Annotated in this window: 23 protein-coding genes; 9 read left to right on the top strand and 14 right to left on the bottom strand. The window is 71.0% G+C overall.

Annotated elements, in window-relative coordinates; genetic code table 11:
- Positions 1-99 precede the first annotated feature (99 nt).
- Complete coding sequence (locus ACFU95_RS33860) at positions 100-762, top strand: hypothetical protein (RefSeq protein WP_383835700.1); 663 nt, start codon at positions 100-102, stop codon at positions 760-762.
- Positions 763-780: 18 nt separating this feature from the next.
- Here the strand turns inward: ACFU95_RS33860 and ACFU95_RS33855 are convergent, their stop codons facing one another.
- The 4 genes from ACFU95_RS33855 to ACFU95_RS33840 are packed head-to-tail and all read right to left on the bottom strand — an operon-like array spanning position 781 to position 4,153.
- Positions 781-1,614, bottom strand: a complete 834-nt coding sequence (locus ACFU95_RS33855) for an ABC transporter ATP-binding protein (protein WP_383835697.1) — start codon at positions 1,612-1,614, stop codon at positions 781-783.
- A 24-nt stretch (positions 1,615-1,638) separates the two neighbouring features.
- The gene (locus ACFU95_RS33850) at positions 1,639-2,415 is read right to left on the bottom strand and encodes an ABC transporter permease (protein ID WP_383835778.1); all 777 of its coding nucleotides are present in this window, start codon (positions 2,413-2,415) and stop codon (positions 1,639-1,641) included.
- Complete coding sequence (locus ACFU95_RS33845; RefSeq protein WP_383835694.1) at positions 2,415-3,188, bottom strand: ABC transporter permease; 774 nt, start codon at positions 3,186-3,188, stop codon at positions 2,415-2,417. Before ACFU95_RS33845 ends, ACFU95_RS33850 begins: the two co-directional genes overlap by 1 nt.
- Positions 3,185-4,153 carry an ABC transporter substrate-binding protein gene (locus tag ACFU95_RS33840; RefSeq protein ID WP_383835691.1) on the bottom strand — a complete coding sequence of 323 codons (969 nt, stop codon included), beginning with the start codon at positions 4,151-4,153 and terminating at the stop codon, positions 3,185-3,187. The genes ACFU95_RS33845 and ACFU95_RS33840 overlap by 4 nt, the downstream gene beginning before the upstream one ends.
- Before the next feature lie 167 nt (positions 4,154-4,320).
- On the opposite strand from ACFU95_RS33840, the gene ACFU95_RS33835 reads away from it, so the two are divergent.
- Entirely contained in the window at positions 4,321-5,172 is an 852-nt protein-coding gene (locus tag ACFU95_RS33835; protein ID WP_383835775.1) for an IclR family transcriptional regulator C-terminal domain-containing protein, read from the top strand.
- Here the strand turns inward: ACFU95_RS33835 and ACFU95_RS33830 are convergent.
- The 9 genes from ACFU95_RS33830 to glyA all read right to left on the bottom strand — a co-directional run bounded on the left by ACFU95_RS33830 (position 5,087) and on the right by glyA (position 14,755).
- Positions 5,087-6,025 carry a PDR/VanB family oxidoreductase gene (locus ACFU95_RS33830; RefSeq protein WP_383835688.1) on the bottom strand — a complete coding sequence of 313 codons (939 nt, stop codon included), beginning with the start codon at positions 6,023-6,025 and terminating at the stop codon, positions 5,087-5,089. The two genes, ACFU95_RS33835 and ACFU95_RS33830, sit on opposite strands and share 86 nt — an antisense overlap.
- The gene (locus tag ACFU95_RS33825; protein ID WP_383835685.1) at positions 6,022-6,225 is read right to left on the bottom strand and encodes a hypothetical protein; all 204 of its coding nucleotides are present in this window, start codon (positions 6,223-6,225) and stop codon (positions 6,022-6,024) included. The genes ACFU95_RS33830 and ACFU95_RS33825 overlap by 4 nt, the downstream gene beginning before the upstream one ends.
- Entirely contained in the window at positions 6,222-7,292 is a 1,071-nt protein-coding gene (locus tag ACFU95_RS33820; protein WP_383835682.1) for a Rieske 2Fe-2S domain-containing protein, read from the bottom strand. Before ACFU95_RS33820 ends, ACFU95_RS33825 begins: the two co-directional genes overlap by 4 nt.
- A 178-nt stretch (positions 7,293-7,470) precedes the next feature.
- A complete protein-coding gene (purU, locus tag ACFU95_RS33815; RefSeq protein WP_383835679.1) occupies positions 7,471-8,355 on the bottom strand; it encodes a formyltetrahydrofolate deformylase in 885 nt (294 codons plus the stop codon).
- 98 nt (positions 8,356-8,453) lie between these two features.
- Positions 8,454-9,074, bottom strand: a complete 621-nt coding sequence (locus ACFU95_RS33810) for a sarcosine oxidase subunit gamma (RefSeq protein WP_383835676.1) — start codon at positions 9,072-9,074, stop codon at positions 8,454-8,456.
- Positions 9,067-11,919, bottom strand: coding sequence for a sarcosine oxidase subunit alpha family protein (locus ACFU95_RS33805; RefSeq protein ID WP_383835673.1), 2,853 nt, complete (start codon positions 11,917-11,919; stop codon positions 9,067-9,069). The genes ACFU95_RS33810 and ACFU95_RS33805 overlap by 8 nt, the downstream gene beginning before the upstream one ends.
- Complete coding sequence (locus tag ACFU95_RS33800; protein ID WP_383835671.1) at positions 11,916-12,212, bottom strand: sarcosine oxidase subunit delta; 297 nt, start codon at positions 12,210-12,212, stop codon at positions 11,916-11,918. The genes ACFU95_RS33805 and ACFU95_RS33800 overlap by 4 nt, the downstream gene beginning before the upstream one ends.
- Positions 12,213-12,236: 24 nt before the next feature.
- Positions 12,237-13,457 carry a sarcosine oxidase subunit beta family protein gene (locus ACFU95_RS33795; RefSeq protein WP_383835668.1) on the bottom strand — a complete coding sequence of 407 codons (1,221 nt, stop codon included), beginning with the start codon at positions 13,455-13,457 and terminating at the stop codon, positions 12,237-12,239.
- Entirely contained in the window at positions 13,454-14,755 is a 1,302-nt protein-coding gene (glyA, locus tag ACFU95_RS33790) for a serine hydroxymethyltransferase (protein ID WP_383835665.1), read from the bottom strand. Before glyA ends, ACFU95_RS33795 begins: the two co-directional genes overlap by 4 nt.
- Positions 14,756-14,849: 94 nt before the next feature.
- Between glyA and ACFU95_RS33785 the strand changes: the two genes are divergently transcribed.
- Positions 14,850-15,515: a GntR family transcriptional regulator gene (locus tag ACFU95_RS33785; protein ID WP_383835662.1), complete on the top strand. Its 666-nt coding sequence runs from the start codon at positions 14,850-14,852 to the stop codon at positions 15,513-15,515.
- A gap of 50 nt (positions 15,516-15,565) precedes the next feature.
- On the opposite strand, the gene ACFU95_RS33780 is transcribed toward ACFU95_RS33785, so the two are convergent.
- Positions 15,566-17,416 carry a helix-turn-helix domain-containing protein gene (locus ACFU95_RS33780; RefSeq protein WP_383835660.1) on the bottom strand — a complete coding sequence of 617 codons (1,851 nt, stop codon included), beginning with the start codon at positions 17,414-17,416 and terminating at the stop codon, positions 15,566-15,568.
- A 339-nt stretch (positions 17,417-17,755) separates the two neighbouring features.
- Here ACFU95_RS33780 and ACFU95_RS33775 point away from each other — a divergent pair, with 339 nt between their 5' ends.
- From ACFU95_RS33775 to ACFU95_RS33750, 6 genes are all read left to right on the top strand, one after another.
- Positions 17,756-19,126, top strand: a complete 1,371-nt coding sequence (locus ACFU95_RS33775) for an MFS transporter (protein ID WP_383835657.1) — start codon at positions 17,756-17,758, stop codon at positions 19,124-19,126.
- A gap of 142 nt (positions 19,127-19,268) precedes the next feature.
- Entirely contained in the window at positions 19,269-20,657 is a 1,389-nt protein-coding gene (locus tag ACFU95_RS33770; protein WP_383835654.1) for an NAD(P)/FAD-dependent oxidoreductase, read from the top strand.
- 89 nt (positions 20,658-20,746) lie between these two features.
- Complete coding sequence (locus ACFU95_RS33765) at positions 20,747-21,646, top strand: dihydrodipicolinate synthase family protein (protein WP_383835651.1); 900 nt, start codon at positions 20,747-20,749, stop codon at positions 21,644-21,646.
- Positions 21,647-21,660: 14 nt separating this feature from the next.
- Entirely contained in the window at positions 21,661-23,169 is a 1,509-nt protein-coding gene (locus tag ACFU95_RS33760; protein ID WP_383835649.1) for an aldehyde dehydrogenase family protein, read from the top strand.
- Positions 23,170-23,317: 148 nt separating this feature from the next.
- Positions 23,318-25,351 carry an FAD-dependent oxidoreductase gene (locus tag ACFU95_RS33755; RefSeq protein WP_383835646.1) on the top strand — a complete coding sequence of 678 codons (2,034 nt, stop codon included), beginning with the start codon at positions 23,318-23,320 and terminating at the stop codon, positions 25,349-25,351.
- 59 nt (positions 25,352-25,410) lie between these two features.
- Entirely contained in the window at positions 25,411-26,433 is a 1,023-nt protein-coding gene (locus tag ACFU95_RS33750) for an Ldh family oxidoreductase (protein WP_383835643.1), read from the top strand.
- Positions 26,434-26,459 lie beyond the last annotated feature (26 nt).

Here is a 26,459-nt window from a genome sequence, read left to right as displayed (position 1 = left end):
ACCGGCATGAAATGCCACGATAGTTGACATGGATCCGACGTGGGCAGCAGGATCAAGGCGCCGCGTGAAGGCCGCATAGGCAAGAGGGGTGACCTCCCGATGGCATATCAGGCAGGTGGGCAGCGGTCCGTACCGCGGCCCGTCCCCGAGCGGCCCGAGGCCGAGGCGTATCTACGTGACTACGCCACCCTCGTGGAGGCCGTGCCCTTCCCGTCCGTCATCGTCGACCACCGCTGGGACGTCGTCCTGGCGAACACCGCTTTCGCGTCACTTTTCCGCGGCGTGGGCGCCCATCCGACGGCCATGCCCGACGACAACCTCCTCAGGTTCGTGCTCTTCCATCCGGACGCGGGCACCGTCCTCGGTGAGCACGAGTCCAGCTGGTGCCTGCCGATGCTGGCCCACTTCGCGGCGGCGCTGGAGCGGCACGGCCACGACCACGGCCTCCAGGCCATCCGCCGGGAGATCGCCCAGGACCCGATCATGGAGGCCGCCTACCGGCAGGGCCTGCCGCACTGGATCCGCGCGGTCGGCGAGCGGGCGGTCGCGCAGGACGGCGCCGTACGCCCGCTGCTGCACCCGGACCCGCGCTGGGGCGCCACCGACTGCCGGGTCGTCGACGAGACGCCCCGGACCCTGCACGAGATCGGGTACACCCGGCTGACGCTGGTGCTGCGCGAGGTACGCCGCGACCGGTCGAGGGCCCGGGGGGCCCGGCGTGCCCCGGCCCACCTGCGCGTGGTGCCCACCCCCGAGGACTGAACGGGGCACCGTCGGCGTTCAGGTCGCCGGCGGCGCCCCGTCAGGGTCGCGCGGATCCCTCGACTTCATGACCGCGTCGTGAACGCCCCCGCGCTTGGCCGCCTGGATCTGCTCGTACACATGGGTACGCAGCTCGGCGAAGCGCGGGTCCACGCGGGTGTGCAGCTGGTCGCGCCCGGCAGGCAGGTCGACCTTCAGCTGCTCCTGTACGACGGTGGGGGAGGCGGACAGCACGAGCACCCGTTCACCCAGGTAGACGGCCTCGTCGATGTCGTGGGTGACGAACAGGATCGTGATGCCGCGCTCCCGCCACAGCCCCCGGACGAGGTCCTCCAGATCGGCCCGGGTCTGCGCGTCCACCGCCGCGAACGGCTCGTCCATCAGCAGCACACGGGGCTCGTACGCCAGTGCCCGGGCGATGGCGACCCGCTGCTGCATGCCGCCGGACAGCTGCCACGGATAGGCCCCTGTGGCATCCGCCAGCCCTACCGACTCCAGCGCGTCCCGCACCAGTTCGCGTCGCCGTGCCCTGGGCATCTCCTTCTGCTTCAGGGGGAGTTCGACGTTCTGGCCGACGCGCATCCAGGGGAAGAGACTGCGCCCGTACTCCTGGAAGACGAACGCCATCCCGGGCGGCGGGCCGCTCACCTTCCTCCCCTCCAGGAGGACCTGACCACTGGTCGGCGTGAGCAGTCCTCCCATGCACTTCAGCAGGGTCGTCTTGCCGCAGCCCGACGGGCCGACGAGACAGACCAGTTCCCCCGCGTCGACGGTGAAGGTGAGGTCGCGCACCGCCTCCACGCGCCGTCCGGAACCCTCGTAGACCTTCTTCAGGCCGCGTACGTCGAGCATGGACCGCCCCTTCACGGTGTTCACTCAGGACCGCCGGGTGGTCGCGCGCAGCCCGCGGTACCAGCCGAGCACCCGGCGCTCGACCAGCTGGAAGACGACGGAGAGCAGGAAGCCGAGCAGACCGAGGACGAGGATCCCGGTCCACATGTCGGGGATCGCGAAGCTGCGCTGGAACTGGACGACGGTGAAGCCGATGCCGTTGTTCGCGGCGAACATCTCGCTGATGACCATGAGGATGATGCCGATCGACAGCGCCTGGCGCAGTCCGGCGAAGATCTGCGGGCTCGCGGAGGGCAGCACCAGATGGCGCAGGCGGGCGATCCCGGTGACGCCGTACGAGCGGGCCGTCTCCAGCATCACCGGGTCGACCGCCCGCACCCCTTCCACGGTGTTGAGCAGGATCGGCCAGACGCAGCCGCTCGCGATGACGACGACTTTCATGGTGTCGCCGATGCCCGCGAACAGCATGATGACGGGGATCAGCACGGGCGGCGGCACCGCCCGCAGGAACTCCAGGACCGGTTCGCACACCGCGCGTACCCCGCGGTAGGAGCCGATGACCGTGCCGAGGGCGACGCCGGCCACGGCAGCCGTCGCACAGCCGCCCAGGAGGCGCAGCAGGCTGGGCACGACGTCCGCGCGCAGGCGGTCGGCCGTCCAGACGTCCGGGAAGGTGTCGACGATCGTCCGCAGCGGCGGCCAGAAGGGGTCCTTGCTGCCGTCCGACGCCGCCCACCACACGGCGACCAGCACCAGGGGCAGCGCGACGACGAGGAGCAGTCTCAGCAGCAGCCGCCCGATCACACCGCCACCTCCCCGCGCACCGACTGGTGCCAGGCCAGCGCCCGCCGCTCCACCGTGCGCGCGCCGACGTTCACGAGCAGCCCCAGGAGCCCCGCGACCACGATCAGCGCGTACATCTGCGGCACCGCCTGCGAGGTCTGCGCCACCGCGATCTGCCGGCCCAACCCCGGGGCGCCGATGACGAGTTCGGTGGTGATCGCGAGGATCAGCGCCACCGCGGCGGCGAGCCGCACACCCGTCATGACGTACGGCAGGGCCGTCGGCCACAGCACATGGCGGACGCGCGCCCAGGTGCCCAGGCCGTAACTGCGTGCCGTCTCCTCGGCGACCGGGTCGACGTCCTGGACGCCGTACAGGGTCTGGATCAGTACCTGCCAGAAGGAGGCGTACACCACCAGCAGGAGCACCGACCTCAGTTCGGTGCCGTAGAGCAGCACCGCCAGCGGGATCAGTGCCACGGACGGGATCGGACGCAGGAACTCGATGGTGGAAGCCGTCGCCTCGCGCAGATACGGCACGACGGAGACGACCACGCCGATCACGACGCCCGCGCAGGACGCGATCGCGAGGCCCAGCGCCCAGCCGGTGAGGGTGTCGCCGAGCGCGCTCCAGAAGGCGGCGTCGGCGGCCTCGTCCACGAGGGCCTCGGCGATACGGCTCGTCGGCGGGAAGTACGCCTCGTTGACCAGGCCGAGCCGCGGCACCGCCTCGCCCAGGGCGAGGAAGGCCGCGAGCCCGGCCACTCCGAGCACGGCGTTCTTGCCCCTCACGGCAGCAGCGCGTCCAGGTCGGGCGTCTTCTTGAAGAGGCCGTCCTCCTCGCCGAGCTTCATGAGGGCCTCGATGGAGGCGCGGTTCGGCTCGCTCGGCCACTTCGGCAGGATCACCTGCTCCAGCACCGACGCGGGGATCTTGGTGTACGTCGTGACGATCTGCCGGGCCTCGTCCGGGTGGGCCTCGGCGTACGCGAGGGACTCGGCGGTGGCCTGCTGGAACTTCTTGACCAGGTCCGGGTGTTGCTGCGCGTACTGCGTCGAGGTGAAGTACATCGCGACGGTGACGTCCGGCGCGACGTCGACCAGGGGCGAGGCGATCTCCCGGCCGCCCTGGCTCCGGATGGTGGCGGCCGCCGGCTCCACCACGCACGCGGCGTCGATCTGGCCCTGGTCGAGCGCGGCCGGCATCTGGTCGAAGGCCATCTCGACGAGCTCCACCTCGTCCGGGTCGCCGCCCGCCTCGCGCACCGCCTGGCGGACCGCGGTCTCGTTGATGTTCTTCAGGGTGTTGATGGCGACCTTCTTGCCCTCCAACTGCTTCGGCGACTTGACGGGGCTGTCCTTCTTGACCATCAGGCCGTTGAAGTCCTTGCCCCGCACGCCGGTCGAGGCGATGCCGTTGGCGACGGCCCGCACGGGAACGCCGTTGGTCTGGGCGACCATCAGGGACGTCACGTTGCTGAACCCGAACTGGAACTGCCCGCTGACCACGCCGGGCACGATCGCGGCGCCGCCCTGCGCGGTGGTGAACTCCGGCTTCAGGCCGTGCTTTTCGAAGAAACCCCGCTTCTGGCCGAGATACAGCGGCGCGACGTCGACGATCGGGATGAGTCCGAGCTTGACGGTGGTGACACCGCCGGACGACGCGCCCGCGTCCGACGAACCGTCGTCGGACGAGCCACAGCCCGTCCCGACGAGCAGCAGGGCGCCGGCGGTGAGACCGGCCGACAGACGACGCATGGCTCCTCCTGTACAGACAACGGTGCAACGGTGTTCCGACAGGTTGTGCGCAAGGCGCACAGTAGTGCGCGGAAAGGCTCAGCGGGAAGGTAGAAGTCTCAACGGAGCCGGGTCAATGAGTACGCCGACAACATTGTTGACACTATGGGAGGTGGTGAGAGGTGGCGATGCTTCCGGGAGACCGCGCACCGCACTTCGTGAGGTCCTTCGAGCGCGGCCTCGCCGTGATCCGCTCCTTCGACGCCGAGCATCCCGCCCGCACGCTCAGCGAGGTCGCCCAGACCTGCGACCTGACCCGGGCCGCCGCCCGCCGCCTGCTGCTGACCCTCGTCGACCTCGGCTACGTCCACCAGGACGGCCGGCTCTTCCGTCTGACCCCGCGCGTGCTGGAGCTCGGCTACTCCTACCTCTCCAGCGTCACCCTGCCGCAGCTCGCCGAGCCCCATCTCGACCAACTCGTGGCGCACGTCAGGGAGTCGTCGTCGCTGTGCGTCCTGGACGGCGACGACATCGTCTACGTGGCGCGGGTGGCGACCCGGCGCATCATGACGGCGTCCATCACGGTCGGCACCCGGTTCCCGGCGTACGTGACGTCGGTGGGCCGGGTGATCCTCGCCCATCTGCCGCGGGACGAGGCCCAACTCCGGCTCGCCCGCACGGAGTTCAAGTCGCTGACCGCCCGCACGATCAGCTCGCCGGAAGCCCTGCGGGCGGAGCTGCGGCGGGTCCGGCGGCAGGGATACGCCATCGTCGACCAGGAACTGGAGGAAGGGCTCCGGTCGGTGGCCGCCCCGGTGCGGGAGCCGGACGGTGAGGTGGTGGCCGGCGTGAACATCGCGGTGCACGCCGGCCGTACCTCGCTGGACTCGATCCGTGCGGACCTGCTGCCGCATCTGCTCGCGGCGGCGGCCCGGATCGAGGCCGACCTGCGGATCACAGGTCCAGCACGAGCCGCTTCCCACGGCACCGGGACACACAGATCATCATCGTCTCGCCGCTCTCCTGCTCCTCGGCCGTGAGGACGGAGTCCCGATGGTCCGGAGTGCCGTCCAGGACATCGGTCTCGCAGGTCCCGCAGGTGCCCTCGGTGCAGGAGAACAGCACCTCGACACCGGCGCCGCGCACGGCGTCGAGCACGGAGACGTCCGCCGGCACGGTGAGCGTCCTGCCGCTCTGCGCGAGCTCGACCTCGAACTCCGTGTTCTCGCCGCCCTCCTGCTCCTTCGGCGTGAACCGCTCCATGTGCAGGAGCCCGGCCGGGCACCGCGCCTCCACCGCGTCGAGCAGGGGCCCGGGCCCGCAGCAGTAGACGAGCGTGCCCTCGGGAACGCCGTCGAGCACCGAGGCGAGGTCCAGCAGGCCGGTCTCGTCCTGCGGGGCGACGGTGACGCGGTCGGCGCCGTAACGGCTCAACTCCTCGGCGAACGCCATGGACCGGCGCGTCCGTCCGCCGTACAGCAGGCTCCACTCGGCCCCCGCGGCCTCCGCCGCCGCCAGCATCGGCAGGATCGGCGTGATGCCGATGCCGCCCGCGATGAAGCGGTAGCGGGGGGCCGGCCGCAGGGCGAAGTGGTTGCGCGGCCCGCGCACCCGAACCTTGTCGCCCTGCCCCAACTCCTCGTGCACACGGGCGGATCCGCCCCGCCCCTCCGGCTCCCGCAGCACGGCGATCCGCCACGCCGAGCGGTCGCGGGGATCGCCGCACAGCGAGTACTGCCGCTCCAGCTCCGGACCGAGGACGACATCGATGTGCGCGCCCGGCTCCCACGCGGGAAGCTCCTCGCCCAGCGGGTGGCGCAGGGTCAGTGCGAGCACGCCGTCGGCCGCGAACTCCCGCCGCGCTACGACGAGTTCGGCTTCGTACACGGTCATGAGCTGTTTCCTTGCGGCTCGTGTCCCTGCGGCTGGTGTGCTTGTGGCCGGTGTCCCTGGGGGTGGGCGAGCATCCACTCCCACATCTCGATCGGGTCCTGCGAGGTGTGCTCGCGGCCGCAGTGACAGGTGCCGTGCAGGACGTCGGTGCCCGGCAGCCAGTCGATGCGGTAGATCTCCCCGGTGGGGCTGCCGCTCACAGGACCTTCTCCACGGGCTTGTCGCCCTCCTCGACCAGCCGGGCGAGGATACGGCGGGCGGCCAGGCCGCCGGTGTCGATGTTGATGCTCAGCTCCTGGTAGCCGTGCCGCTCGGTGCCCAGGGTCCGCTGGAGCAGGTTGAGGGCGGTGACGTCCTGCATGACGACGGTGTGGTTGTTGCCGCGCAGGAACTCGGTGACCTCGGCGTCTTCCGTCGCCCAGTCCCGGGAGACCGCCCAGAAGTCGTACACCTTGCCGTCGCCGGACGGCGTGATGGCGTACGTGATCTCGGTGTGGAAGCCGTTCGGGTCGCTGCCGTCCGCCTCGGGCAGTACGCCGACCGGGGCGATCCGGCTGTGCAGCAGATACAGGCAGGGGGCGTGGTACTCGATGTCCTGCCAGCGGGTGATCCGGCCCTCGATGCCGGTCGACCTGGCGTAGAACGGCGGGCACTCGGCGTCGTCCATGTGCCGGCTCACCCGGACGATGCCGGCGCCCTCGTCGACCTCCGTGGTGATCGGCGTCTCCGCGACCTCGGGGGTGCCGATGTAGCCGCCGTGGAGGTAGGTCTCGTGGGACAGGTCCAGGAGGTTGTCGACGAGCAGGCCGTAGTCGCAGTCGATGGGCTCCATGCCGCGCACGGTGACCCAGCCGGGGGAGTCGAGGTGCCTGGCCCGCGGGATGCCCTGCGGATCGGCGAGCGCCGGGTCGCCGATCCACACCCAGATCAGGGAGTCCTGCTCCACGACGGGGTAGGAGGCCACGCGCGCCGTCCGCGGGACACGTTTCTGTCCGGGGACATACACACACGTACCGGTCGTGTCGTACGTGAAACCGTGGTACCCGCACACGATCCGGTCGCCGTCGAGCCGGGTCGGCGCCTCGGACAGCGGGTAGCGGCGATGCACACAGCGGTCGTGCAGGACGACCGGCGTCCCCTCCTCCTCCGTGCGGTACAGCACGAGGGTCTCACCGAGGATCGTCCGGCCGAGCAACTCCCGCCCGACCTCGTGGCTGTAGGCGGCGACGTACCACTGGTTCCTGGCGAAGGCGGTGGTGTGAGGCATGGCGTTCGGCTCCCGTCCCTGGATCGTGGTGTCATCGTCGGGAAGGGCTCCGGGGGTGCGCAAGAAGGCTTCCGTGTCACGGAAGGCCAGCTGGAAAGTGCCTGGTGAGAGGGGTGATGGGAGTCGACATTCCGATGGGAGGCAGGGGAGGAGAACCCGGGCTTGGCACTCCCGCGCCTCAGCGGAGCACGACCGTACGCCTGCCCTGGACGAACACCCGGCCCTCGCAGTGCCACCGGACCGCGCGCGCGAGCGCGGCCGACTCCGCGTCGCGGCCGATGGCGGCGAGGCCGTCGGCGGTGTGGCTGTGGTCGACGTCGATGACCTCCTGGGCGATGATCGGGCCCTCGTCGAGGTCGGCGGTGACGTAGTGGGCCGTCGCGCCGACCAGCTTGACGCCGCGGTCGTGTGCCTGGTGGTAGGGCTTGGCGCCCTTGAAGCTGGGCAGGAACGAGTGGTGGATGTTGATCACCCGGCCGGCCATCCGGGTGCACAGGTCGTCCGAGAGCACCTGCATGTAGCGGGCCAGCACGACGAGTTCGACGTCGAGCGAGTCGACGAACTCCAGCAGCCGGGCCTCCGCGTCGGGCTTGGTCGCGGCGGTGACCGGGACGTGGAAGAACGGGATGCCGTGCCAGGCGACGAGCGCCTCGTGGTCGCGATGGTTGGAGACCACCCCGACCACGTCGATCGGGAGGTCGCCGCTGCGGGCGCGGTAGAGCAGGTCGTTGAGGCAGTGGCCGTAGCGGGACACCATGATCAGCACCCGGCGCCGGGCGGCGACCGGTTCCAGATGCCACCGCATGGCGAAGGAGGCGGCCACGGCGGCGAACTCGCGACGCAGGGTCTGCGTGGTGTCGGCACCGACGGAGCCTGCGAAGTGCACCCGCATGTAGAAGTGGCCGTCGCGGCGGTCGCCGAACTGCTGGTTGTCGATGATGTCGCCGCCGTGGTCGACCAGGAACCGCGAGACGGCGAGGACGATGCCGGGGGCCTCGGGGCAGTCGAGGGTGAGGACGTGCTCGGCCGGCGCCGTGGCGCGGGCCTGGGGGAGTTCAGTCATGGTGTCCGCATTCGATGACGTTGACGGCGAGGCCGCCACGGGCGGTTTCCTTGTGCGAGCCGTCACAGGCGGGCAGAGGCCGGACGCGCTCGGCGCCGTCAGGGGATCTCCGGGCCGCGGTACTCGCTCATCGCGTCGACGAGCCAGCGGGCCAGGTAGTCGGCGAACGAGGGGCGCGGCAAGAGCCGGTACGTCGGAGCGTCGTCGGTCTGCCAGAGCAGCACCGGGACGGGGCCCACCGTGGTGGACACCGCCCGGCCCGGCCCGAAGGCCCGGGGGTGCAGGTCGAGTGGGCAACCCTTCTCCAGTACCTGCCGGGCGGCGGGGCCGCTCAGCTCCAGGGTGGTGCGGTTCGCCGACACGTCGATGACCGAGCCCGGGGCCGATGCCAGTGCCGCCCGCAACTCCGCCACCACAGAGGTCGCTTCGGCCTGGGAGAGCACCAGCCATTCGTCGGGACCGAACCATACGACCGTGTGGGGGCCGCACGCGGTGGTGCTGCCGCACTCCGTCGGGAGCGCCGCCCCCAGGGCCTTCTCGATGCGGTCGGCCGCTTCGGAGGGGACGTCGACGCGCACGTTCACCATGGTGACGAACGGCCACTCGGCCAGCGTGACACCCCGGTCGCCGGTGACGGTGGCGGCGCGCATCCGTCCCGCCAGATGTGCCAGGGGGCTGGTGCGCAGGGCTGCGGTGTCGGTGGCGGTCGGCTCAGCCATCTCGCCTGGTCCCTTCGGGGTCGTAGAGGACGAAGTCGGTCACCTCGACGGAGACGAGGTCCTCGCCCACAGGGGCGAGCAGGGTCTGGCCGATCCGTGCCCGGCCGTCGGCGACGAGGGCGAGAGCGAAGGGTCGGCCGAGGGCCGGGCTGTGGTAGCTGGAGGTGACGTGGCCGAGCATCGGCACGGGCACCGTCTCCAGGCTGACGTCCGGCGCGACGAGCTGGGTTCCCTCGGGCAGCCGGGTCGTACGGTCGCCCGGCAGCAGGCCGACCAGCTGCTTGCGGTCGGTGCGGGAGGTGTCGGCGCGGGAGTAGGACCGCTTGCCGATGAAGTCCTTCTGCCGGGAGACCACCCACGACATGCCCGCGTCCTGCGGGGTGACGGTGCCGTCGGTGTCCTGGCCGACGATGATGTAGCCCTTCTCGGCGCGCAGCACGTGCATGGTCTCGGTGCCGTACGGGGTGATGCCGTGCGGCTGCCCGGCCTCGTACACCTGCTCCCAGACGGAGAGGCCGTACCAGGCGGAGACGTTGATCTCGTAGGCGAGTTCGCCGGAGAAGGAGATCCGGCAGATTCGCGCCGGGATGCCGCAGGCCAGGGTGGTCTCGCGGAAGGCCATGAAGGGGAACGCCTCGGCGGACAGGTCGACATCCGGGGCGAGTCGGGCGACGACCTCGCGGGACTTCGGGCCGACGACGGCGATCGTCGCCCACTGCTCGGTCACCGAGGTGCAGTGGACGTCGAGTTCGGGCCACTCGGTCTGGAGCCACTCCTCCAACCAGTCAAGGACGCCGGCGGCGCCGCCGGTCGTGGTGGTCATGAAGTAGCGGTTGTCGTCGAGGCGCAGGGTCACGCCGTCGTCGAAGATCATGCCGTCGGGCTTGCACATGACGCCGTAGCGGGCCATGCCGGGCTTCAGCTTCTTGAAGGCGTTGGTGTAGATCCGGTTCAGGAACTCGCCCGCGTCGGCGCCCCAGATCTCGATCTTGCCGAGGGTGGAGGCGTCCATGACCGCCACGCCCTCACGGGCCGCCCGGCACTCACGCGCGACGGCCGTGTCCATGTCCTCACCGGGCAGGGGGAAGTACCAGGGGCGCTTCCACTGACCGACATCCTCGAACTCCGCGCCGTGCGCCACATGCCAGCTGTGGAGGGAGGTCATGCGCTCCGGGTCGAACAGCTCGCCGCGCTCCCGGCCGGCGAGGGCGGCGAAGGCGATCGGCGTGTACGGCGCGCGGTACGCCGTGGTGCCGATCTCCCCCAGGGAACCGCCGAGGGTCTCCGCGATCACGCCGATCGCATTGACACCGGAGGTCTTGCCCTGGTCGTTGGCCGTGCCGAGCGAGGTGTACCGCTTGACGTGCTCCACACCGCGCATGCCCGCGCCCGTGGAGCGCCGGACGTCGGCGACCGTGACATCACGCTGGAGGTCGACGAAGTGGGTGTCCCAGTCGTCCTCCTGGCCGGGCACCCACCACAGCGCGCGGACGTCGGAGCGTGCTTCCTCGCGCGACGCCGTCGGGACCGCCACCGGGAACCCGGCTTCCGTCGCGGCCAGCGCACCGGCTCGCGCACCCTCGGCCACACACCCGTCGAGGGTGTACGTCCCGCGCGCCGCGCCGACGACCTGCTGGTCCCGTACGTCGGCCTCGGGGACGAAGGCGACCAGCGCGGCGTCCCAGCGGAGTCTGCCCTGGCGCTGGCTGTGCAGATGCACCACCGGGCTCCAGCCGCCGGAGACGGCGAGCAGGTCGCAGTCCAACGACTGGGCGGTACCCGTGAGTCCACCGTCCGCGTCGAGCGCCCGCACCGTGACGCCGGTGATCCGGGTGTCTCCGGTGGTGCCGACGACGGTGCTGCCCGCCAGCACCCGCACGCCGGTCGCGGCGGCCACCTCCGAGGCCCTGTGGGACAGTTCCGGGCGCGCGTCCACGACCGCGGTCACCGCGACCCCGGCGGCATGGAGATCCACGACCGTGTCGTAGGCGCTGTCGTTGGTCGTGCTCACCACGGCCCGCGAACCCGCCCGCACGCCGTACCGGTTGAGGTAGGTGCGCACGGCGCCGGCGAGCATCACCCCGGGCCGGTCGTTGCCGGCGAAGACCAGCGGGCGTTCGTGAGCGCCGGTCGCGAGGATCACCTGGCGGGCCCGGATGTGCCACAGCCGCTGGCGGGAGACGCCTTCGCGGGGGCCGGGGGCGTCGGCTCCGAGGTGGTCGGTGCGGCGCTGGACGGCCAGTACGTAGTTGTCGTCGTACGACCCGAACGCCGTGGTGCGCTGCAGGACGACCACCTCGGGTGCGGAGTCGAGCGCCGCCCGCACGTCAGAGACCCACCTGAGGTCGGTCTCCGTACCGGCGAGCAGCGAACCGCCCGGCTCGGGCTGGTCGTCGACGAGGACCACCCGCGCGCCGGACCCGGCGGCAGCGGCGGCGGCCGCGAGTCCGGCGGGGCCGGCGCCGACGACCAGGACGTCGGTGTGGAGGTACTTCTTGTCGTAGGCGGCGGGGTCGGGAGCGGGGTCGAGCCGGCCCATGCCGGAGAGCGTGGTGGCGCTCAGGCCGTCGTAGAGGTTGACGGTCGTCGCCGGGAGCATGCCCTCCGAGCAGGAACCGGCTATCTGCAACAGCGCGTTGGGCTCTTCGACGCCCGCCGAGACGATGCCGCGCGGACGGCCGCGGTAGAGCGACGGGGCGACCTCGACGATCCCGTTCGCCAGCATCGCGGAGGCGACGGTGTCGCCGGGGTGGCCGGTCAGCTCCCGTCCGTCGACACTGAACCGCAGCACGGTGCCGCGGTCGACGCGTCCCCCCTGCGGGAGCCGGAAGTGCTGGTCGGTCATCGGTTCCCTCCGGCCTGGGGCAGTACGGGGCGGGGCTCGTCGAGCCGGTAGGCGGCGAGCAGCTCGTTGGTGACGGTGTCGCGCAGGACGTTGAACCAGCGGCGGCAGCCGGTGCTGTGCATCCACCGCTCGGCGAAGGGGCCCTTGGGGTTGTCGCGGTAGAAGACGTACTCGGCCCACTCCTCGTCGGTGAGGTCCGCGGGGTTCTGCGGGTAGGGGACATGGGCCTGTCCCCCGTAGTGGTACTCGGTCTCGTCACGGGGACCGCACCATGGGCAGCGGATCAGCAGCACGGTGTCCTTCTCTCAGGCGGGCTTTCAGTGGGCCACGGCTGCCGCGCCGTGTTCGTCGATCAGGGCGCCCGTCGCGAAGCGGGAGAGGGCGAACGGGGCGTTCAGGGGATGCGGCTCGCCCGTGGCGATGGTGTGCGCGAACGTCCAGCCGGCGGCCGGGGTCGCCTTGAAGCCACCCGTTCCCCAGCCGCAGTTGACGTAGAGGTTCTCCACCGGGGTCGCGCTGATGATCGGGGAGGCGTCCGGGGAGACGTCGACGATGCCGCCCCAGGTCCGCAGCACATGCGCGCGGGCGAAGACCGGGAACAGCTCGATGGCGGCGGCCATCTGCTGCTCGATCACGTGGAAGGAGCCGCGCTGGCCGTAGCCGTTGTACGAGTCCACGCCCGCGCCCATCACCAGCTCGCCCTTGTGGGCCTGGGAGACGTACACATGGACGTGGTTCGACATGACGACCGTCGGGTGGACCGGCTCGTGCAGCTCGGAGACCAGCGCCTGGAGCGGATGCGACTGCACCGGCAGCCGGATGCCCGCCCGTTCTGCCAGCACGCTGCTGTGGCCGGCCGCCGCGAGGCCCACCCGGCCGGCGAGGACACGGCCGCGGTTGGTTTCCACGCCCACGACCCGGTCGCCGTCCTTGAGGAAGCCGGTGACCTCGCAGCCCTGGATCAGGTCCACGCCCAGCTCGTCCGCGCGGCGGGCCAGCGCCCAGGCGACGTGGTCGTGCTTGGCGATTCCGGCCCGGGGCTGGAAGGTGCCGCCCAGGACCGGATAGCGGGTGCGGGAGGAGACGTTGAGGATGGGGCAGACCTTGGCGACCTCGTCCGGCTCCAGCCACTCGGCGTCGACTCCGTTGAGCCGGTTGGCGTTTACCCGGCGCGTGCCCTCCCGTACGTCCTGGAGGGTGTGCGCGAGGTTCAGGACACCGCGCTGGCTGAACAGGAAGTCGTAGTCCAGCTCCTGCGGGAGTCCCTCCCACAGCTTGAGCGCGTGCTCGTAGATCGCCGCGCTCTCGTCCCACAGGTAGTTGGAGCGGATGATCGTGGTGTTGCGGGCCATGTTGCCGCCGGCCAGCCAGCCCTTCTCCAGGACGGCCACGTCGGTGATGCCGTGGTTCTTGGCGAGGTAGTAGGCGGTGGCCAGACCGTGACCGCCCGCGCCGACGATGATCACGTCGTAGGAGCGCTTCGGCTCGGGATTGCGCCAGAGCCAGTCCGGGTGCTCCGGGAGCGGTGTGGCGGTCATGCCGCGGCTCCGTTCAGGTGGGGATAGAGGGGGAAGCCGGCGGCGAGCTTCTCGACCCGGGCGCGCAGTTCGTCGTCGGGTCGTTCGCCCTTCAGGGCCTCGGCGATGATGTCGGCGACCTCCCGGAACTCCGCTTCGCCGAAGCCACGGGTGGCCAGGGCGGGCGTGCCGATCCGCAGGCCCGACGACACCATCGGCGGGCGCGGGTCGAACGGCACCGCGTTGCGGTTGACGGTGATGCCGATGCGGTGCAGCCGGTCCTCGGCCTGCTGCCCGTCGAGAGCGGACCTCCGCAGGTCGACGAGGATCAGATGGACCTCCGTGCCGCCGGTCAGGACCGTGATCCCGGCCTCCGCCACGTCATCGGCCAGCAGGCGCCCGGCGAGGATCTTCGCGCCCTTGAGCGTGCGCCGCTGGCGCTCCTTGAACTCCTCGCCGGCCGCCACCTTGAAGGCCACGGCCTTCGCGGCGATGACGTGCTCCAGCGGGCCGCCCTGCTGGCCCGGGAAGACCGCGGAGTTGATCTTCTTGGCCAGGTCGGCGCGGCTGAGGATGACACCGCCGCGCGGGCCGCCGAGGGTCTTGTGGGTGGTGGTCGTGACGACGTCGGCGTACGGCACCGGGCTCGGGTGCAGACCTGCGGCGACCAGCCCGGCGAAGTGCGCCATGTCCACCATCAGGTACGCGCCCACCGCGTCGGCGATCCGCCGGAACGCGGCGAAGTCCAGCCGGCGCGGGTAGGCCGACCAGCCGGCGACGATCATCCTGGGCCGGTGGGCGAGCGCGAGTTGCTCGACCTCGTCCATGTCGATCCGCATGTCGGACTCGCGCACGTGGTAGGGCACGACGTTGTACAGCTTGCCGGAGTAGTTGATGCGCATGCCGTGGGTCAGATGACCGCCGTGGGCCAGGTCCAGGCCGAGGATCGTGTCGCCGGGCTGCAGCAGCGCGAACATCGCGGCCGCGTTGGCCTGGGCACCCGAGTGCGGCTGGACGTTCGCGGCCTCGGCGCCGAAGAGTTCCCTCACCCGGTCGATGGCCAACCGCTCGACGACGTCGACGTGTTCGCAGCCGCCGTAGTAGCGGCGGCCCGGGTAGCCCTCGGCGTACTTGTTGGTCAGGACCGAGCCCTGGGCCTCCATGACCGCGGCCGGGGCGAAGTTCTCCGACGCGATCATCTCGAGCGTCGACTGCTGGCGGTGCAGCTCGGCGTTCACCGCCGTGGCGACGTCCGGGTCGAGTTCGCTGAGCGGGACGGAGAGGGCGGGCGTGACCGTGGTCGACGGGGTGGTTGCCATCTGCACACCATCCTGGGAGACGACTGAAAGGCGACTGATATATCAGCCCCTGCGGTAAAGTATGTGAGCTCGCCGGACAGGTCAAGGGGGCCTCATGCAGCAGGTGGCGACCGAGCCCAGGAACGAGGAGTTCTCCCTCGCCGAGCGCGCCTACCGCGCCATCCGCGACCGGCTCGTCCTGTTGGAGATCCGTCCGGGCGCTCCGATCAACGAGGAGCAGCTGGGGCAGTCCCTCGGCGTCGGGCGGACGCCGGTGCGCGAGGCACTCAAGCGACTGCAGTACGAGCGCCTGATCGCGACGTACCCCCGGCGCGGCACCTTCGCCACCGAGGTCAACATCACCGACCTGGCCCACATCTCCGAAGTGCGCCAGGAACTGGAGCCACTGGCCGCAGCCCAGGCCGCGCGGCGCGCCACGGCGGCGGACCGGGAGACCCTGACGGCGCTACGAGGGGAACTCGACCGCGCGGACCCCCGGCGACAGAACGCCACCGAGCTCCTGCACCTGGACCTCCAGGTCCACCGCGCCGTCTACGCCGCCACGCACAACCCGTATCTGGACGACACCCTCGTCCGCTACGACAACCTGGCCACCCGCATCTGGTGCCTGTTCATCGACCGCCTCCCCGACATGGCCGGCCACGTCGGGGAGCACGGACCGTTGATCGAGGCGATCGTCGCCGGTGATCCCGAGCGGGCGGCACAGCTGGCTCGCAACCACGTCACGGGCTTCGAGCGGGCCGTGCGCGCCGCCATCTGAAGGAACGGCCATGTGACGGGCCGGCCATGTGACGCGCCGGGTTCCCCGTCTCAGTGCGCGGCGCCCCGTGAGTCCGCAGGACGCATGCGGGGCCTGCCCGCCAGAGTGGTCCACAGGTACGGGGCGACGTCGTCCTCCGACAGCTGGGCGATCATGTAGCGGACGCACCGCTCGATCTTGACCCGCCACAGACGTGCCGCCTCGTTCCCGTCGGCGTCGAGCAACGCTTCGTGGACGGCCACGTCCTCGTTCGCGATGGTGTCGCAGGCCTGGCTGTAGTTCATGTCCAGGACCGCGACGAACATGCGCAGACGGGCCGTCAGGCGCTCGAAGGTACCCGCGGCCTGCGGAAGGTCCGCGATCCGGGCGAGGGCGTCCTGATACCTCAAGTCGACCTCGCGGATGCGGAGATGGTCGTTGTCCCGGGCTGCCGCACGCACCTCGGCGAGGGCGGCCGAGGCGGGGGAGAGGTTGTCGGGGCCGAGCATGGCGATCCGGCGCATGAGCAGCGCACCGAGACTCGCGCGCAGGGCGTAGAGGTCGAGCACGTCCTTCGCGGTGATGACGGGGATCGCGGTCGCACCACCCGGGAGCGGTTCGAGCATGCCCTCCTCGGCCAGCGTGTGCAGCCCCGCGCGAACGACCCGACGGGAGAGGTCGAGGCGCATCGCGAGCGGCGCCTCCCGGATCCGGTCGCCGGACCGGTAGCCACCGGCGAGGAGCGCTGCACGCAGCAGGCCGACGACGGGATCGGTGGTGACCGGAGCACCGGGGGACGCGTCCGCGACGGTGACCTGCGCCGCGCCGAACCGTGCCTGACCGTCCAGTGCGCGCGGGTCCTGGCCGTTCGAGTCGTTGCCAGGGCCGCAGATGGCCGGGGTCGCGTACGACGGTCGCGGAGCGGCGACCCGGGTGAAGGGTGCCGCGGTCGGGGTCCAGGTGGTGGACCAGCTGAGCAGCGCGTCACGCAGGCGGGGCGGGTCGGATGCCTCGTGCGGGAGCCGGTCGTCGGCGGCGAGGAAGCGCCGAGCCTCGGCGGTCCACGCTTCGGGGCTCGGTGCGCGGTGCCAGCGCGGGCTCGGCGGCGCGGCGGTGTCCGGTCGCCCGGAGTCGTCGCAGCTCTCCGTCGTCACGCCGTACGCCAGCAGGTGGACGCTCGCCCCGGCGCCCGTCGCCGACCTCACCTGCTCCAGGAACGCGGACAGGACCCCGTCGTCGGTCCCGGGCGGGTCGTGGAGGTGCGGCTTGCCCCGCAGAGCGGCGAAGGCGGAGGCCACGGCCAGCACATGGGCCGAGTCGTGGTCCTGGCCGAACAGCCGTCCCGCGGCCGTTGCTCCCGAGGTCCGCACGGAACCACCGCGTCCCGCCCTGGCCGTCACGGCGAGCACGCACACCGGTGGGGCGATGAACAGGCCGACCACCTCGTCGGCGTGATCCGGCAGGGACCAGGCCGGGCGCGCTCCGGCCGTGACCCGCTCGCCCGGCCGGGTGCGGTAGGTCCGCCAGATCCGGCTCACCGTGCTCTGGCTCAGGCCGGTCTCGGCCGCCATGGAACGGGTCGACCAGCCCCGCCGGGCATCGGGCGGCGGTGGCGTGAGGGTGCGGACGAGGACGTGCGCCACGGCGTCGTCGTCGGCCGTGGGAGGCCGGCCGGGGCGGGGCTGCTCGTCCAGGCCGTCCATCCGGTCGGCCAGGAAGCGGGAGCGCCACTTGCCGACCATGTCGCGGGAGACACCGAGGCGTTCGGCCACGGCGGTGTTGGTGGGCTCGTTCTCGCAGGCCAGCACGATCCGTGCACGCAGCGCCCGGGCCTGGGAGCAGGTGCGACTGCGGGTCAACAGCAGGAGTGCGGCCCGTTCGTCCTCGGTGAGGACCACGGCGCCTCGTGGACGGCCGGCCATGCCGTCAAACGTAGCCGAACTTCTGACTCGTCCACACCCCCCTGGTCGATGCGGCAGCGAGGGCATTGTTGGTCGGCGGCGGCCTTCACATACTTCGGTGCCATCAGGTGGCCATGCCGCCGGTGTCCCCGAGAAACCGCGAGTTCGCCTCCCCACGAGCCCGAGCCGACAACGCTCACCCGGCAGCACTCGCCACATCGGAACGCAGTGTTCCTGGCCCGGCCCGCCGAACCAAGACGGCGGCCGGGCGTCCGGTACCGACGACAAGACATCAACCTCGACCCTGGAACGGACATATCCCCTCAACAGGTATGTCCGGGCCCGCTCCCGGAGGCCGTGATGACCGAAGACGCAGGAAACAAACTGGAAGACGCGCCCCTGTCGCGCTTCCACAAGAAACTGGCGATGTACTCCTCCGGAGGCCCGTTCCTCGACGGCTACGTCCTGAGCATCATCGGCGTCGCCATGGTGCAGATCTCGCCGCAGCTCGACCTCTCCGACTCCGCCCAGGGCCTCATCGGCGCGTCCGCCTTGATCGGCATCTTCCTCGGCGCGTTCGTGGGCGGCTGGCTGACCGACAGGTTCGGCCGGCAGCTCCTCTACACCATCGACCTGATCGCCATCATCGTCTGCTCCGTCGCGCAGTTCTGGGCCACCGACCCGGTGTGGCTGTTCATCCTGCGCCTGCTGATCGGCATGGCGGTCGGCGCGGACTACCCCATCGCCACCTCGCTGCTGGCCGAGTTCACACCGCGCCGCTACCGGGGCCCGCTGCTGGGCGCACTGGTCGTCATGTGGTTCGTGGGCGCCGCCGCGGCGTACATCGTCGGCGAGGTCATGCTGTCGTCGCTCGGCGACGACGCGTGGCGGTGGATGCTGGCGAGCGCCACGCTGCCCGCCACGATCATCGTGCTGCTGCGCCACGGCACCCCCGAGTCCCCGCGCTGGCTGGCCAACAAGGGCCGCACCGACGAGGCCGACGCCGTCCTGCGGAAGGTCTACGGCCCCGACGTGACGGTCGCCGACATGCCGGACGAGGCGGAGGAGCGCGAGAACGTCGACATCAAGGCGATCCTGCGGTCCGGCTACGGCGGACGGATGCTCTACATCACCGTCTTCTGGACCTGTTCCATCGTGCCCCTCTTCGCCATCTACGCCTTCGGCCCGAAGATCCTGGACGCCCTGAAGCTGGAGGGCGGTCTGGCCAACATCGGCGAGGCCATGATCACGGTGATGTTCCTCATCGGGTGTGTGGTCGCCCTGCTCTTCGTGAACCGCATGGGCCGACGCCCGCTGGTCATCCACAGCTTCGTCTGGTCGGGACTGGCCCTGCTGCTGCTCGGCATCTTCCCCGACGCCCCCTCGGGCGTGATCATGACCCTGTTCGCCCTGTACGCGCTCATCATCGGCGGCACCCAGATCCTCCAGTGGATCTACCCCAACGAGCTGTTCCCGACCGAGGTACGCGGCTCCGCGGTGGGCCTCGCCTCCTCCGCCAGCCGTATCGGCGCCGCCGTCGGCACGTACCTCGTCCCGATGGCGCTGACCGGCTGGGGCGTCGGCGGCACCATGCTCGCGGCCGCCGCCATCAGTCTCGTTGGCGCCGTCGTCTCCGTCCTGTGGGCGCCCGAGACCCGCGGCATGGCCCTGCACGAGGCCGCCGCACTGTCACCCAGGTCGGAGCCCGCCGGCCGACCCGCCGCTGTCTGACCGTCACCGTCGAAACGGGCCCCCACCGGCTGGGGGCCCGGGCGGCCCCGGCTGCCGTACGGCACGGCATGTCCGGGACATCGCACGGCTGGGCACTTCGAGCAGCCGACATCCTCACCCGTGGATCCGCAGGAGGTTACCCATGAAAGATGTAGTGATCGTCGGAGGCGGCATCGCGGGACTGGCCGCCGGCTGGCGATTGCGGCATTGGGACACGCTCCTGCTCGAATCCGAGGGACGGGTCGGCGGGCGCATCCGGTCGGAGCGACGCGGACCGTACTGGCTCAACTGGGGCGGGCACGTCTACGCCGGCGGGAACTCGGCCACGTCCTGGCTGCTGACCAACACCGGTGTCGAGTCGGTGCCGGTGCCCGGCTCGCTGGCCGGGCTGTCGATGAACGGCAAGCTGCTGCTCAAGGGCCGGGTGGAGACCTACCCGTTCCGCATTCCGATGCCGATGCGGTCGCGGGTCGGCATGGTCAAGGCGGGTGCCAGGGTCGCCCTGCACGTGGCCCGCTACGCGCGCATCGTGCAGCGGCGGGCGGGCGAGTCCGCGGCGCAGCATCAGCAGCGCATCTACGACTTCATGAACGACCGCTCCTTCAAGGACTTCATCGGCGACCTGCCCGAGGACGCGGAAGCCCTGTTCAAGCCCACGGTGACCCGCTCCGCCGCCGACATCGACCAGCTCTCGGCCGGCGCGGGCGTCGGCTACTTCAGCCTGGTCTGGGGCATCGGCGGCGGCCTCTCGCAGAGCATCCTCGGCGGTCCGTCCACCCTCACCGAGAGCATCGCCGCGTCCCTGTCGGACCGGGTGCGGACCAATGCGACCGTCGACGAGATCGTCCACAAGAGCGGCTCGGTCGTCGTCCGTTACCGGCAGGACGGCACCGAGCGGGAGGTCGAGGCGCGCTGCGTGGTCCTGGCCACGCCCGCGACCGTCAGCCACCGGATCGCGGTCGATCTCGAAAGCGACATCCGCGAGGCCCTGTCGAAGATCGTCTACGGCCCCTACGTCAGCGCCGCGTTCCTCAGCGACGAGACCCGCCGCCAGGTCTGGGACGACGCCTACGGCATCGCGACGCCGAAGCGTTCCTTCAACGTCGCGCTGAACATGTCGAACGTCGTGCACGGCTACGAGCGCGAGCGCCGCCCGGGCAGCAGCATCATGACCTTCTCCCCGGGGAGTCTGGCGCGCGAACTGCTGGAACACGACGACGACAAGATCCGCCGGATCTACCTCGACGACCTGGACCAGGTCCTGCCCGGCTTCGCCGACCACGTCGTGGAGGCCGAGGTGCAGCGCTGGCCCACGGGCGCGCCGTACTGCTTCCCCGGCCGCGGCAAGCTCCAGCGGACGCTGACGCGCCGCAGCGGCCGGGTGTTCCTGGCCGGTGACTATCTCGGCACCTTCTACACCGAGACCGCGATCCGGACCGGCCTGTCCGCGGCGCACGAGGTGCGGAGCCTGCTGGCCACCGAACGCCAGGCCGCGGCGCGCGAGCGGACACCGGCGCGGACGGCGTCGTAACCGCACCGCCACGTCCCGAGTCCGGGCCGCTCCGGGACCACGACCCCCTCACCTGGCCCAGCTTCACCCGAACCCTAGGAGATTCCAGAATGTCGGCACAGCTGAGCGGCGTCCTGACCGCACTTGCCACACCCTTCGCGTCGGGCGGCCGGATCGACGAGAAGATCCTGCGCCGTGTGGTCGACCGCAGCATCGACGGCGGGGTCGACGGCGTCGTCGCCTGTGGCTCCACCGGTGAGTTCGCGTCGATGAGCGGCGCGGAGCGGCGGCTGATCGTCGAGACCGTCCTCGACCAGACGGCCGGACGGGTGCCGGTCGTCGCGCAGACCGGTGCGATGACCGCCAAGGAGGCGGTCGAGCTGTCCCGCCACGCGGAGGCCGCCGGAGCCTCGGTCCTGATGGTGGTCGCCCCCTACTACGAGACGCTCACCCTGGACGAGACGCTGCACTACCTGCGCACCGTCGCCGGCTCCGTGGGCATCCCGGTCATGCTCTACAACCTGCCCGGGGCCACCGGCCTCAACCTCGACCCGGACACCGTCGGACAGCTCGCCCGCGAGGTCGAGAACATCCAGTACATCAAGGACACCAGCGCCGACATGGCCCAGGCCGGGCAGCTGATCCACCGTCACGGCGACGTGATCTCCACGTTCATCGGCTGGGACAGCCTCCTGCTCCAGGCGATCTCCGAAGGGGCCGCAGGCGTCATGGCCGGCACCGCGAACGTCCTGCCCGCCGAACTCGTCTCGATCCACCGCGCGTTGACCTCCGGCGACCTCGCCCGCGCACAGGCCGAATGGGCCCGCGTCCACCCGCTGCTGGACGCCATCATGTCCGCTCCGTTCATCCAGGCGGTCAAGGCCGCCCTCAACGCGGCCGGGGTTCCCGTCGGCGAGGTCCGCGAACCCCTGCTCGGTCTCGACGCAGCCACGAACGCCAGGATCTCCGCCCTTGTCGAGGCGCTGCCGCAGCTGTCGGCCGCACAGTAGAGGAGTCACTGATCATGACCATCGCAGCCGGCACCACGACGACGGTTCGACGCGCGGCCGACGCACCGTCCCTGATCACCGAGGACGACCTTCCTCCGGCCCGGCACTTCATCGACGGAACCTTCGTGGACCCGTCGACCGGCCGCGTCATCGACGTGGTCGACCCGTGTACGGAGAACGTCATCGCCCGGATTCCCGAGGGAACCGCCGAGGACATCGACCGAGCGGTCGCCGCCGCGGTGGCGGCCAAGGGGCAGTGGGGCCGGATGACCCCCAGGAAGCGCTCCGAGCTGCTGCACGCCATCGCCGGCCGCGTGGCCGACAACGCCGATCTCCTCAGCAGGCTGGAGTCGGCGAACACCGGTAAGCCGCTCGCGGTGTCGCGGGACGACGTCGACATGACCGTCGACACCTTCCGCTTCATGGCCGGCGCCGTGCGCGCGACCACGTCCATAGCCGCCGGTGACTACGCCGAGAACCACCTGTCGCTCATCCTGCGGGAACCGCTCGGCGTGATCGGCGTCGTCACCCCGTGGAACTACCCCCTGCTGATGGCGGCCTGGAAGATCGCCCCCATCCTCGCCGCGGGCAACACCCTGGTCATCAAGCCGTCCGAGCAGACCCCGCTGAGCACCCTGAAGTTCGCCGAACTCGTCGAGGACTTCCTGCCGCCCGGCGTGCTGAACGTCGTGAACGGCTACGGCGCGGGCGCGGGTGCCCGACTCGCCGAGCACCCGGACGTGAACATGATCGCCCTGACCGGCTCGGTCAACAGTGGTCGCGCCGTCGCCCGGGGCGCCGCCGACAGCCTCAAGCGGGTACACCTCGAACTCGGCGGCAAGGCGCCGGTGGTGATCTTCGAGGACGCCGATCTCGCGGCTGCCGCTTCGTCCCTGCGCGTGGCCGGCTTCTGGAACTCGGGCCAGGAGTGCGGGGCCGCCTGCCGCGTCCTCGTCCACGAATCCGTCGCCGACCGATTCGTCGAGCAACTCGTCGGCGAGGTAAGGGCGTTGTCCGTCGGTGAGCCCCAGGCGGGTGACGACGTCGAGGTCGGCCCCATGGTCTCCAAGGCGCACTTCGACCGTGTCACGGGCTACCTGGAGCGGGCGCCGAAGGAGGGCGTCCGGGTGGCGACCGGAGGCGGGGCCCTCGACGGTCCCGGCTACTTCGTGGCCCCGACCGTGCTGGTCGACGTCCCCGAAGGAGCCGAGGTCGCCCGTGAGGAGATCTTCGGCCCGGTGATCACGGTCGAGACCTTCTCCGACGAGGAGGAGGCCGTACGGCGGGCCAACGGCGTCCCGCTCGGGCTCTCGGCGTCGGTGTGGACCGAGAACGCCCGCCGCAGCCACGACATCGCGGCGCGCCTCGACTTCGGCACCGTCTGGGTCAACTCCCACCTGGTGCTGGCCGGCGAGGTCCCCTGGGGCGGCTTCAAGGGATCCGGCTACGGACGCGACCTGTCCCTCTACGCGCTGGACGACTACTCGCGCACCAAGCACGTCATGCACAACCACGAGCGCTGACCCCGTCCTTCCCCGGACGCACGGGGTGACCGTCACCGACCGCTCAGGAGGCAGACACAGTGCGCGAGTGCCGCAAGTCCCGGGCGGTCGGCCACGGCATCGCCTCGGCCGACCCGGCAGCCCTCGAGAACCTCCTAGGAGACGCGCAGTGACCGCCGACGACCCCCTGATGACCCCGTTCGTCCTGAAGAACCTGACGCTGCGCAACCGCATCGTGAGCACCTCCCACGAACCGGCCTACAGCGAGGACGGTCTGCCCAAGGACCGCTACCGCGCCTACCACGTGGAAAAGGCCCGCGGCGGCGTCGCGTTGACCATGATCGGCGGCAGTGCTCTCGTCAGCCGCGACAGCGCACCCGCCTTCGGCAATCTCCAGCTCTGGAAGGACGAGGCGGAACCCTGGCTGCGGCGGCTCGCCGACGAGGTCCACGAGCAGGGCGCGGCCGTGATGACCCAGCTCACCCACCTCGGACACCGCACCAGCAACTACACCGACAACTGGCTCCCGGCGATCTCGGCGAGCAACGTCCGCGAACCGGCACACCGGGCGTTCGCGAAGGCGGCCGAGCAGTGGGACCTCGACCGGGTGCTGCGGGACTTCGTCGACGTGGCGCAACGCTGCCGAGCAGCGGGGCTCGACGGCATCGAGCTCATGGCCTGGGGCCATCTCCTGGACTCGTTCTGGACGCCGTTCTGGAACCACCGCGACGACGAGTACGGCGGCTCCTACGAGAACCGGATGCGCTGGCCGCTCCAGGTCATCCGCGCCGTACGCGAAGCGGTCGGCCCCGACTTCGTCATCGGCGCGCGCATGACCTTCGACGAGGAACGTGAGGGCGGCCTCAAGACGCCCGAGGCCCTGCGCATCGCCGAGGACGTCACCGAGGCCGGCATCGACTTCATCAGCCTGATCAAGGGCTCGATCGGCACCGACGCCGACCTGGCGCGCACCATCCCGCCGATGTCCACGCCGGCCTCGCCCCACCTGGAGTTCGCCGGGCGGGTCAGGCAGAAGCTCTCGGTCCCCGTGATGCACGCCGCCCGCATCAGCGACGTGGCCACCGCGCGGTACGCCATCGCCGAGGGCCTGCTCGATCTGGTCGGCATGACCAGGGCGCTGATGGCCGACCCCGAGCTGCCCAACAAGGTCCGCGACGGCCGCCCGGACCGGATCCGTCCGTGCGTCGGCGCGAACATGTGCATCGACGGCATCTACGCCTCGGGTGCGGCGTTCTGTATGCACAACCCGTCCACCGGGCGCGAGTCGGAGGTGCCCCAGCGCATCGACCGGGCCGGCCGGGTCAGACGCGTGGCGGTGGTCGGAGCCGGACCCGCCGGGCTGGAGGCGGCACGTGTCCTCGCGGAACGCGGTCACGAGGTGCGGCTCTTCGAGGCGGCGGACAGGGCCGGCGGCCAGCTGCTCCTGGCCTCGCTGGCCCCACGCCGCCGCGACCTGCGCGGCATCATCGACTGGCGGACCGAGGAGCTTGCCCGCCTCGGCGTTCCGATCTCGTTGAACACATACGTCGACGGCCGAACGCTCCTCCAGCAGTCCTGGGACGTGGTGATCGTCGCGACCGGCGGCACCCCCGCGGCACCCCGCGTACCGGGGGCACATCTGGTCCATGACACCTGGGACGTGCTCGCCGGGGCGCGACGGCCGCCGGGGCGCGTGCTGGTCTACGACGACCACGGTGGCAACCAGGCGCTCGACGCGGTGGAGGCCCTCGTCCGAGGGGGCGCCTCGGTCGAGGTCGTCACACCCGAGCGAACCCTCTCACCCGACGTCGGCTCGCTCACGGCGTCCGGCTACTTCAACTCCCTGGCGGAGAACGGCGTCGCCGTCACCGTCCTGCGACGGCTGCGCGGGGTCACCAGGACACAGGAGGGTCTGGAGGTGGAACTCGGCCTGGACGGCTTCGGGTTCCGCGAGCGGCGCACGGTCGACGCCGTCGTGGCCGAGATGGGCACCGACCCGGTCCAGGAGCTCTATGACGAGCTGCTCGGTTCCTCGACCAACGCGGGAGCCGTCGACCTCGCGGACCTCCTCGCGCGCAGGCCCCAATCGGTGACGCACGACGAGAACGGCTCGTTCCAACTGTTCCGCATAGGTGACGCGGTGGCGAGCAGAAACGTCCACGCCGCGATGCTGGACGCCGCCCGCCTCTGCCGGACGATCTGAAACCCGCCGGAGAGCGGCTGGGTCGTCTGTCACGGCCGATCACAAGGAAACGAACGCGCATGGCACAACAGACACGTGGCATCGCCCGGGGCGATGCCGAGACCGTGACGGTCGACCACGATCGGCTGGTCGAACTCTGCACGCGGGCCGCGGCAGCCGCGGGCGCCGATCCGCGTGCCGCACGGGCACTCGCCCGGGCCACCGTCGCCGCCGAGGGCGCGGGCAACACGGCCGTCGGTGTCGCACACCTGTTTGACTACCTCGAGTCCTACGAGGCCGGTCGGATCGCCGTCGGTGTCGCACCGGAGGTGCTCCGACCCGCGCCGGCCTGCCTCGTGGCCGACGCCCGTGACGGTCTCGCCCAGGTCGCCTTCGACGACGCCTTCACGGATCTGGTGGAGACGACGGCGCGCCTCGGGACGGCGACTCTGTGGATCCGCAACTCCTACACCTGCGGAGAGCTCGGCCACTACCCGCGCCGGCTGGCCGAAGCGGGACTGATCGCCGTGGCGTGCGCCAACAGTCCCGCGTTGATGGCACTCGGGGGCTCCGCCACACGGGTGCTCGGGACCAACCCGACCGCCTACGCCGTACCGCGCGCCGGCCGCGGGCCGTTCGTCATCGACCAGGCGTCCTCCCAGACCGCGTACGTCAATGTGCGTCAGGCGGCACAGGCCGGGACTTCCCTTCCCGCGGGCTGGGCCGTCGGACCGGACGGAGCCGCGACCACCGACCCGGACGAGGCACTGCGGGGTGCGCTGCTGCCGTTCGGCGGTCACCGGGGAGGCAACATCGCGCTGCTCGGCGAGCTGCTGGCCACCCTGGCCGGGGCCGCCTTCTCGATCGACGCGGCCCCCTTCGACCATGGATCCGATCCGCCCGGCATCGGCGTGTTCGTCCTGTGCCTGTCCCCGGCCACGTTCCCGGGATCCGCGGACCGCATGGAACACCACATGCAACGCCTGCACGACGAGCACTCCGTGCGGCTGCCGACTTGGACCGCCTCTCCCCAGCCCCCGAAGACGATCCGGCTGGCCCCCGGCCTGGCCGAGCGTCTCCTCGCGGCGACACGCCAAGGTTGAAGGGAGCGTTGTCGTGGGGGACGCCG

Source organism: Streptomyces sp. NPDC057623 (assembly GCF_042800355.1).
Taxonomy (GTDB): Bacteria; Actinomycetota; Actinomycetes; order Streptomycetales; family Streptomycetaceae; genus Streptomyces.
The sequence above is the reverse complement of the archived record's forward strand: the minus strand, read 5'-3'. Positions and strand labels throughout refer to the sequence as shown.

What these genes read in the sequence shown, in the direction of transcription:
- ACFU95_RS33840 (WP_383835691.1), bottom strand. Translation starts at nt 4,153, where the DNA reads ATGCGTCGTCTGTCGGCCGGTCTCACCGCCGGCGCCCTGCTGCTCGTC.
- ACFU95_RS33855 (WP_383835697.1), bottom strand. Translation starts at nt 1,614, where the DNA reads ATGCTCGACGTACGCGGCCTGAAGAAGGTCTACGAGGGTTCCGGACGG.
- purU (WP_383835679.1), bottom strand. Translation starts at nt 8,355, where the DNA reads ATGACTGAACTCCCCCAGGCCCGCGCCACGGCGCCGGCCGAGCACGTC.
- ACFU95_RS33805 (WP_383835673.1), bottom strand. Translation starts at nt 11,919, where the DNA reads ATGACCGACCAGCACTTCCGGCTCCCGCAGGGGGGACGCGTCGACCGC.
- ACFU95_RS33775 (WP_383835657.1), top strand. Translation starts at nt 17,756, where the DNA reads ATGACCGAAGACGCAGGAAACAAACTGGAAGACGCGCCCCTGTCGCGC.
- ACFU95_RS33765 (WP_383835651.1), top strand. Translation starts at nt 20,747, where the DNA reads ATGTCGGCACAGCTGAGCGGCGTCCTGACCGCACTTGCCACACCCTTC.
- ACFU95_RS33830 (WP_383835688.1), bottom strand. Translation starts at nt 6,025, where the DNA reads ATGACCGTGTACGAAGCCGAACTCGTCGTAGCGCGGCGGGAGTTCGCG.
- glyA (WP_383835665.1), bottom strand. Translation starts at nt 14,755, where the DNA reads ATGGCAACCACCCCGTCGACCACGGTCACGCCCGCCCTCTCCGTCCCG.
- ACFU95_RS33820 (WP_383835682.1), bottom strand. Translation starts at nt 7,292, where the DNA reads ATGCCTCACACCACCGCCTTCGCCAGGAACCAGTGGTACGTCGCCGCC.
- ACFU95_RS33795 (WP_383835668.1), bottom strand. Translation starts at nt 13,457, where the DNA reads ATGACCGCCACACCGCTCCCGGAGCACCCGGACTGGCTCTGGCGCAAT.
- ACFU95_RS33860 (WP_383835700.1), top strand. Translation starts at nt 100, where the DNA reads ATGGCATATCAGGCAGGTGGGCAGCGGTCCGTACCGCGGCCCGTCCCC.
- ACFU95_RS33785 (WP_383835662.1), top strand. Translation starts at nt 14,850, where the DNA reads ATGCAGCAGGTGGCGACCGAGCCCAGGAACGAGGAGTTCTCCCTCGCC.
- ACFU95_RS33770 (WP_383835654.1), top strand. Translation starts at nt 19,269, where the DNA reads ATGAAAGATGTAGTGATCGTCGGAGGCGGCATCGCGGGACTGGCCGCC.
- ACFU95_RS33750 (WP_383835643.1), top strand. Translation starts at nt 25,411, where the DNA reads ATGGCACAACAGACACGTGGCATCGCCCGGGGCGATGCCGAGACCGTG.
- ACFU95_RS33810 (WP_383835676.1), bottom strand. Translation starts at nt 9,074, where the DNA reads ATGGCTGAGCCGACCGCCACCGACACCGCAGCCCTGCGCACCAGCCCC.
- ACFU95_RS33760 (WP_383835649.1), top strand. Translation starts at nt 21,661, where the DNA reads ATGACCATCGCAGCCGGCACCACGACGACGGTTCGACGCGCGGCCGAC.
- ACFU95_RS33780 (WP_383835660.1), bottom strand. Translation starts at nt 17,416, where the DNA reads ATGGCCGGCCGTCCACGAGGCGCCGTGGTCCTCACCGAGGACGAACGG.
- ACFU95_RS33835 (WP_383835775.1), top strand. Translation starts at nt 4,321, where the DNA reads ATGCTTCCGGGAGACCGCGCACCGCACTTCGTGAGGTCCTTCGAGCGC.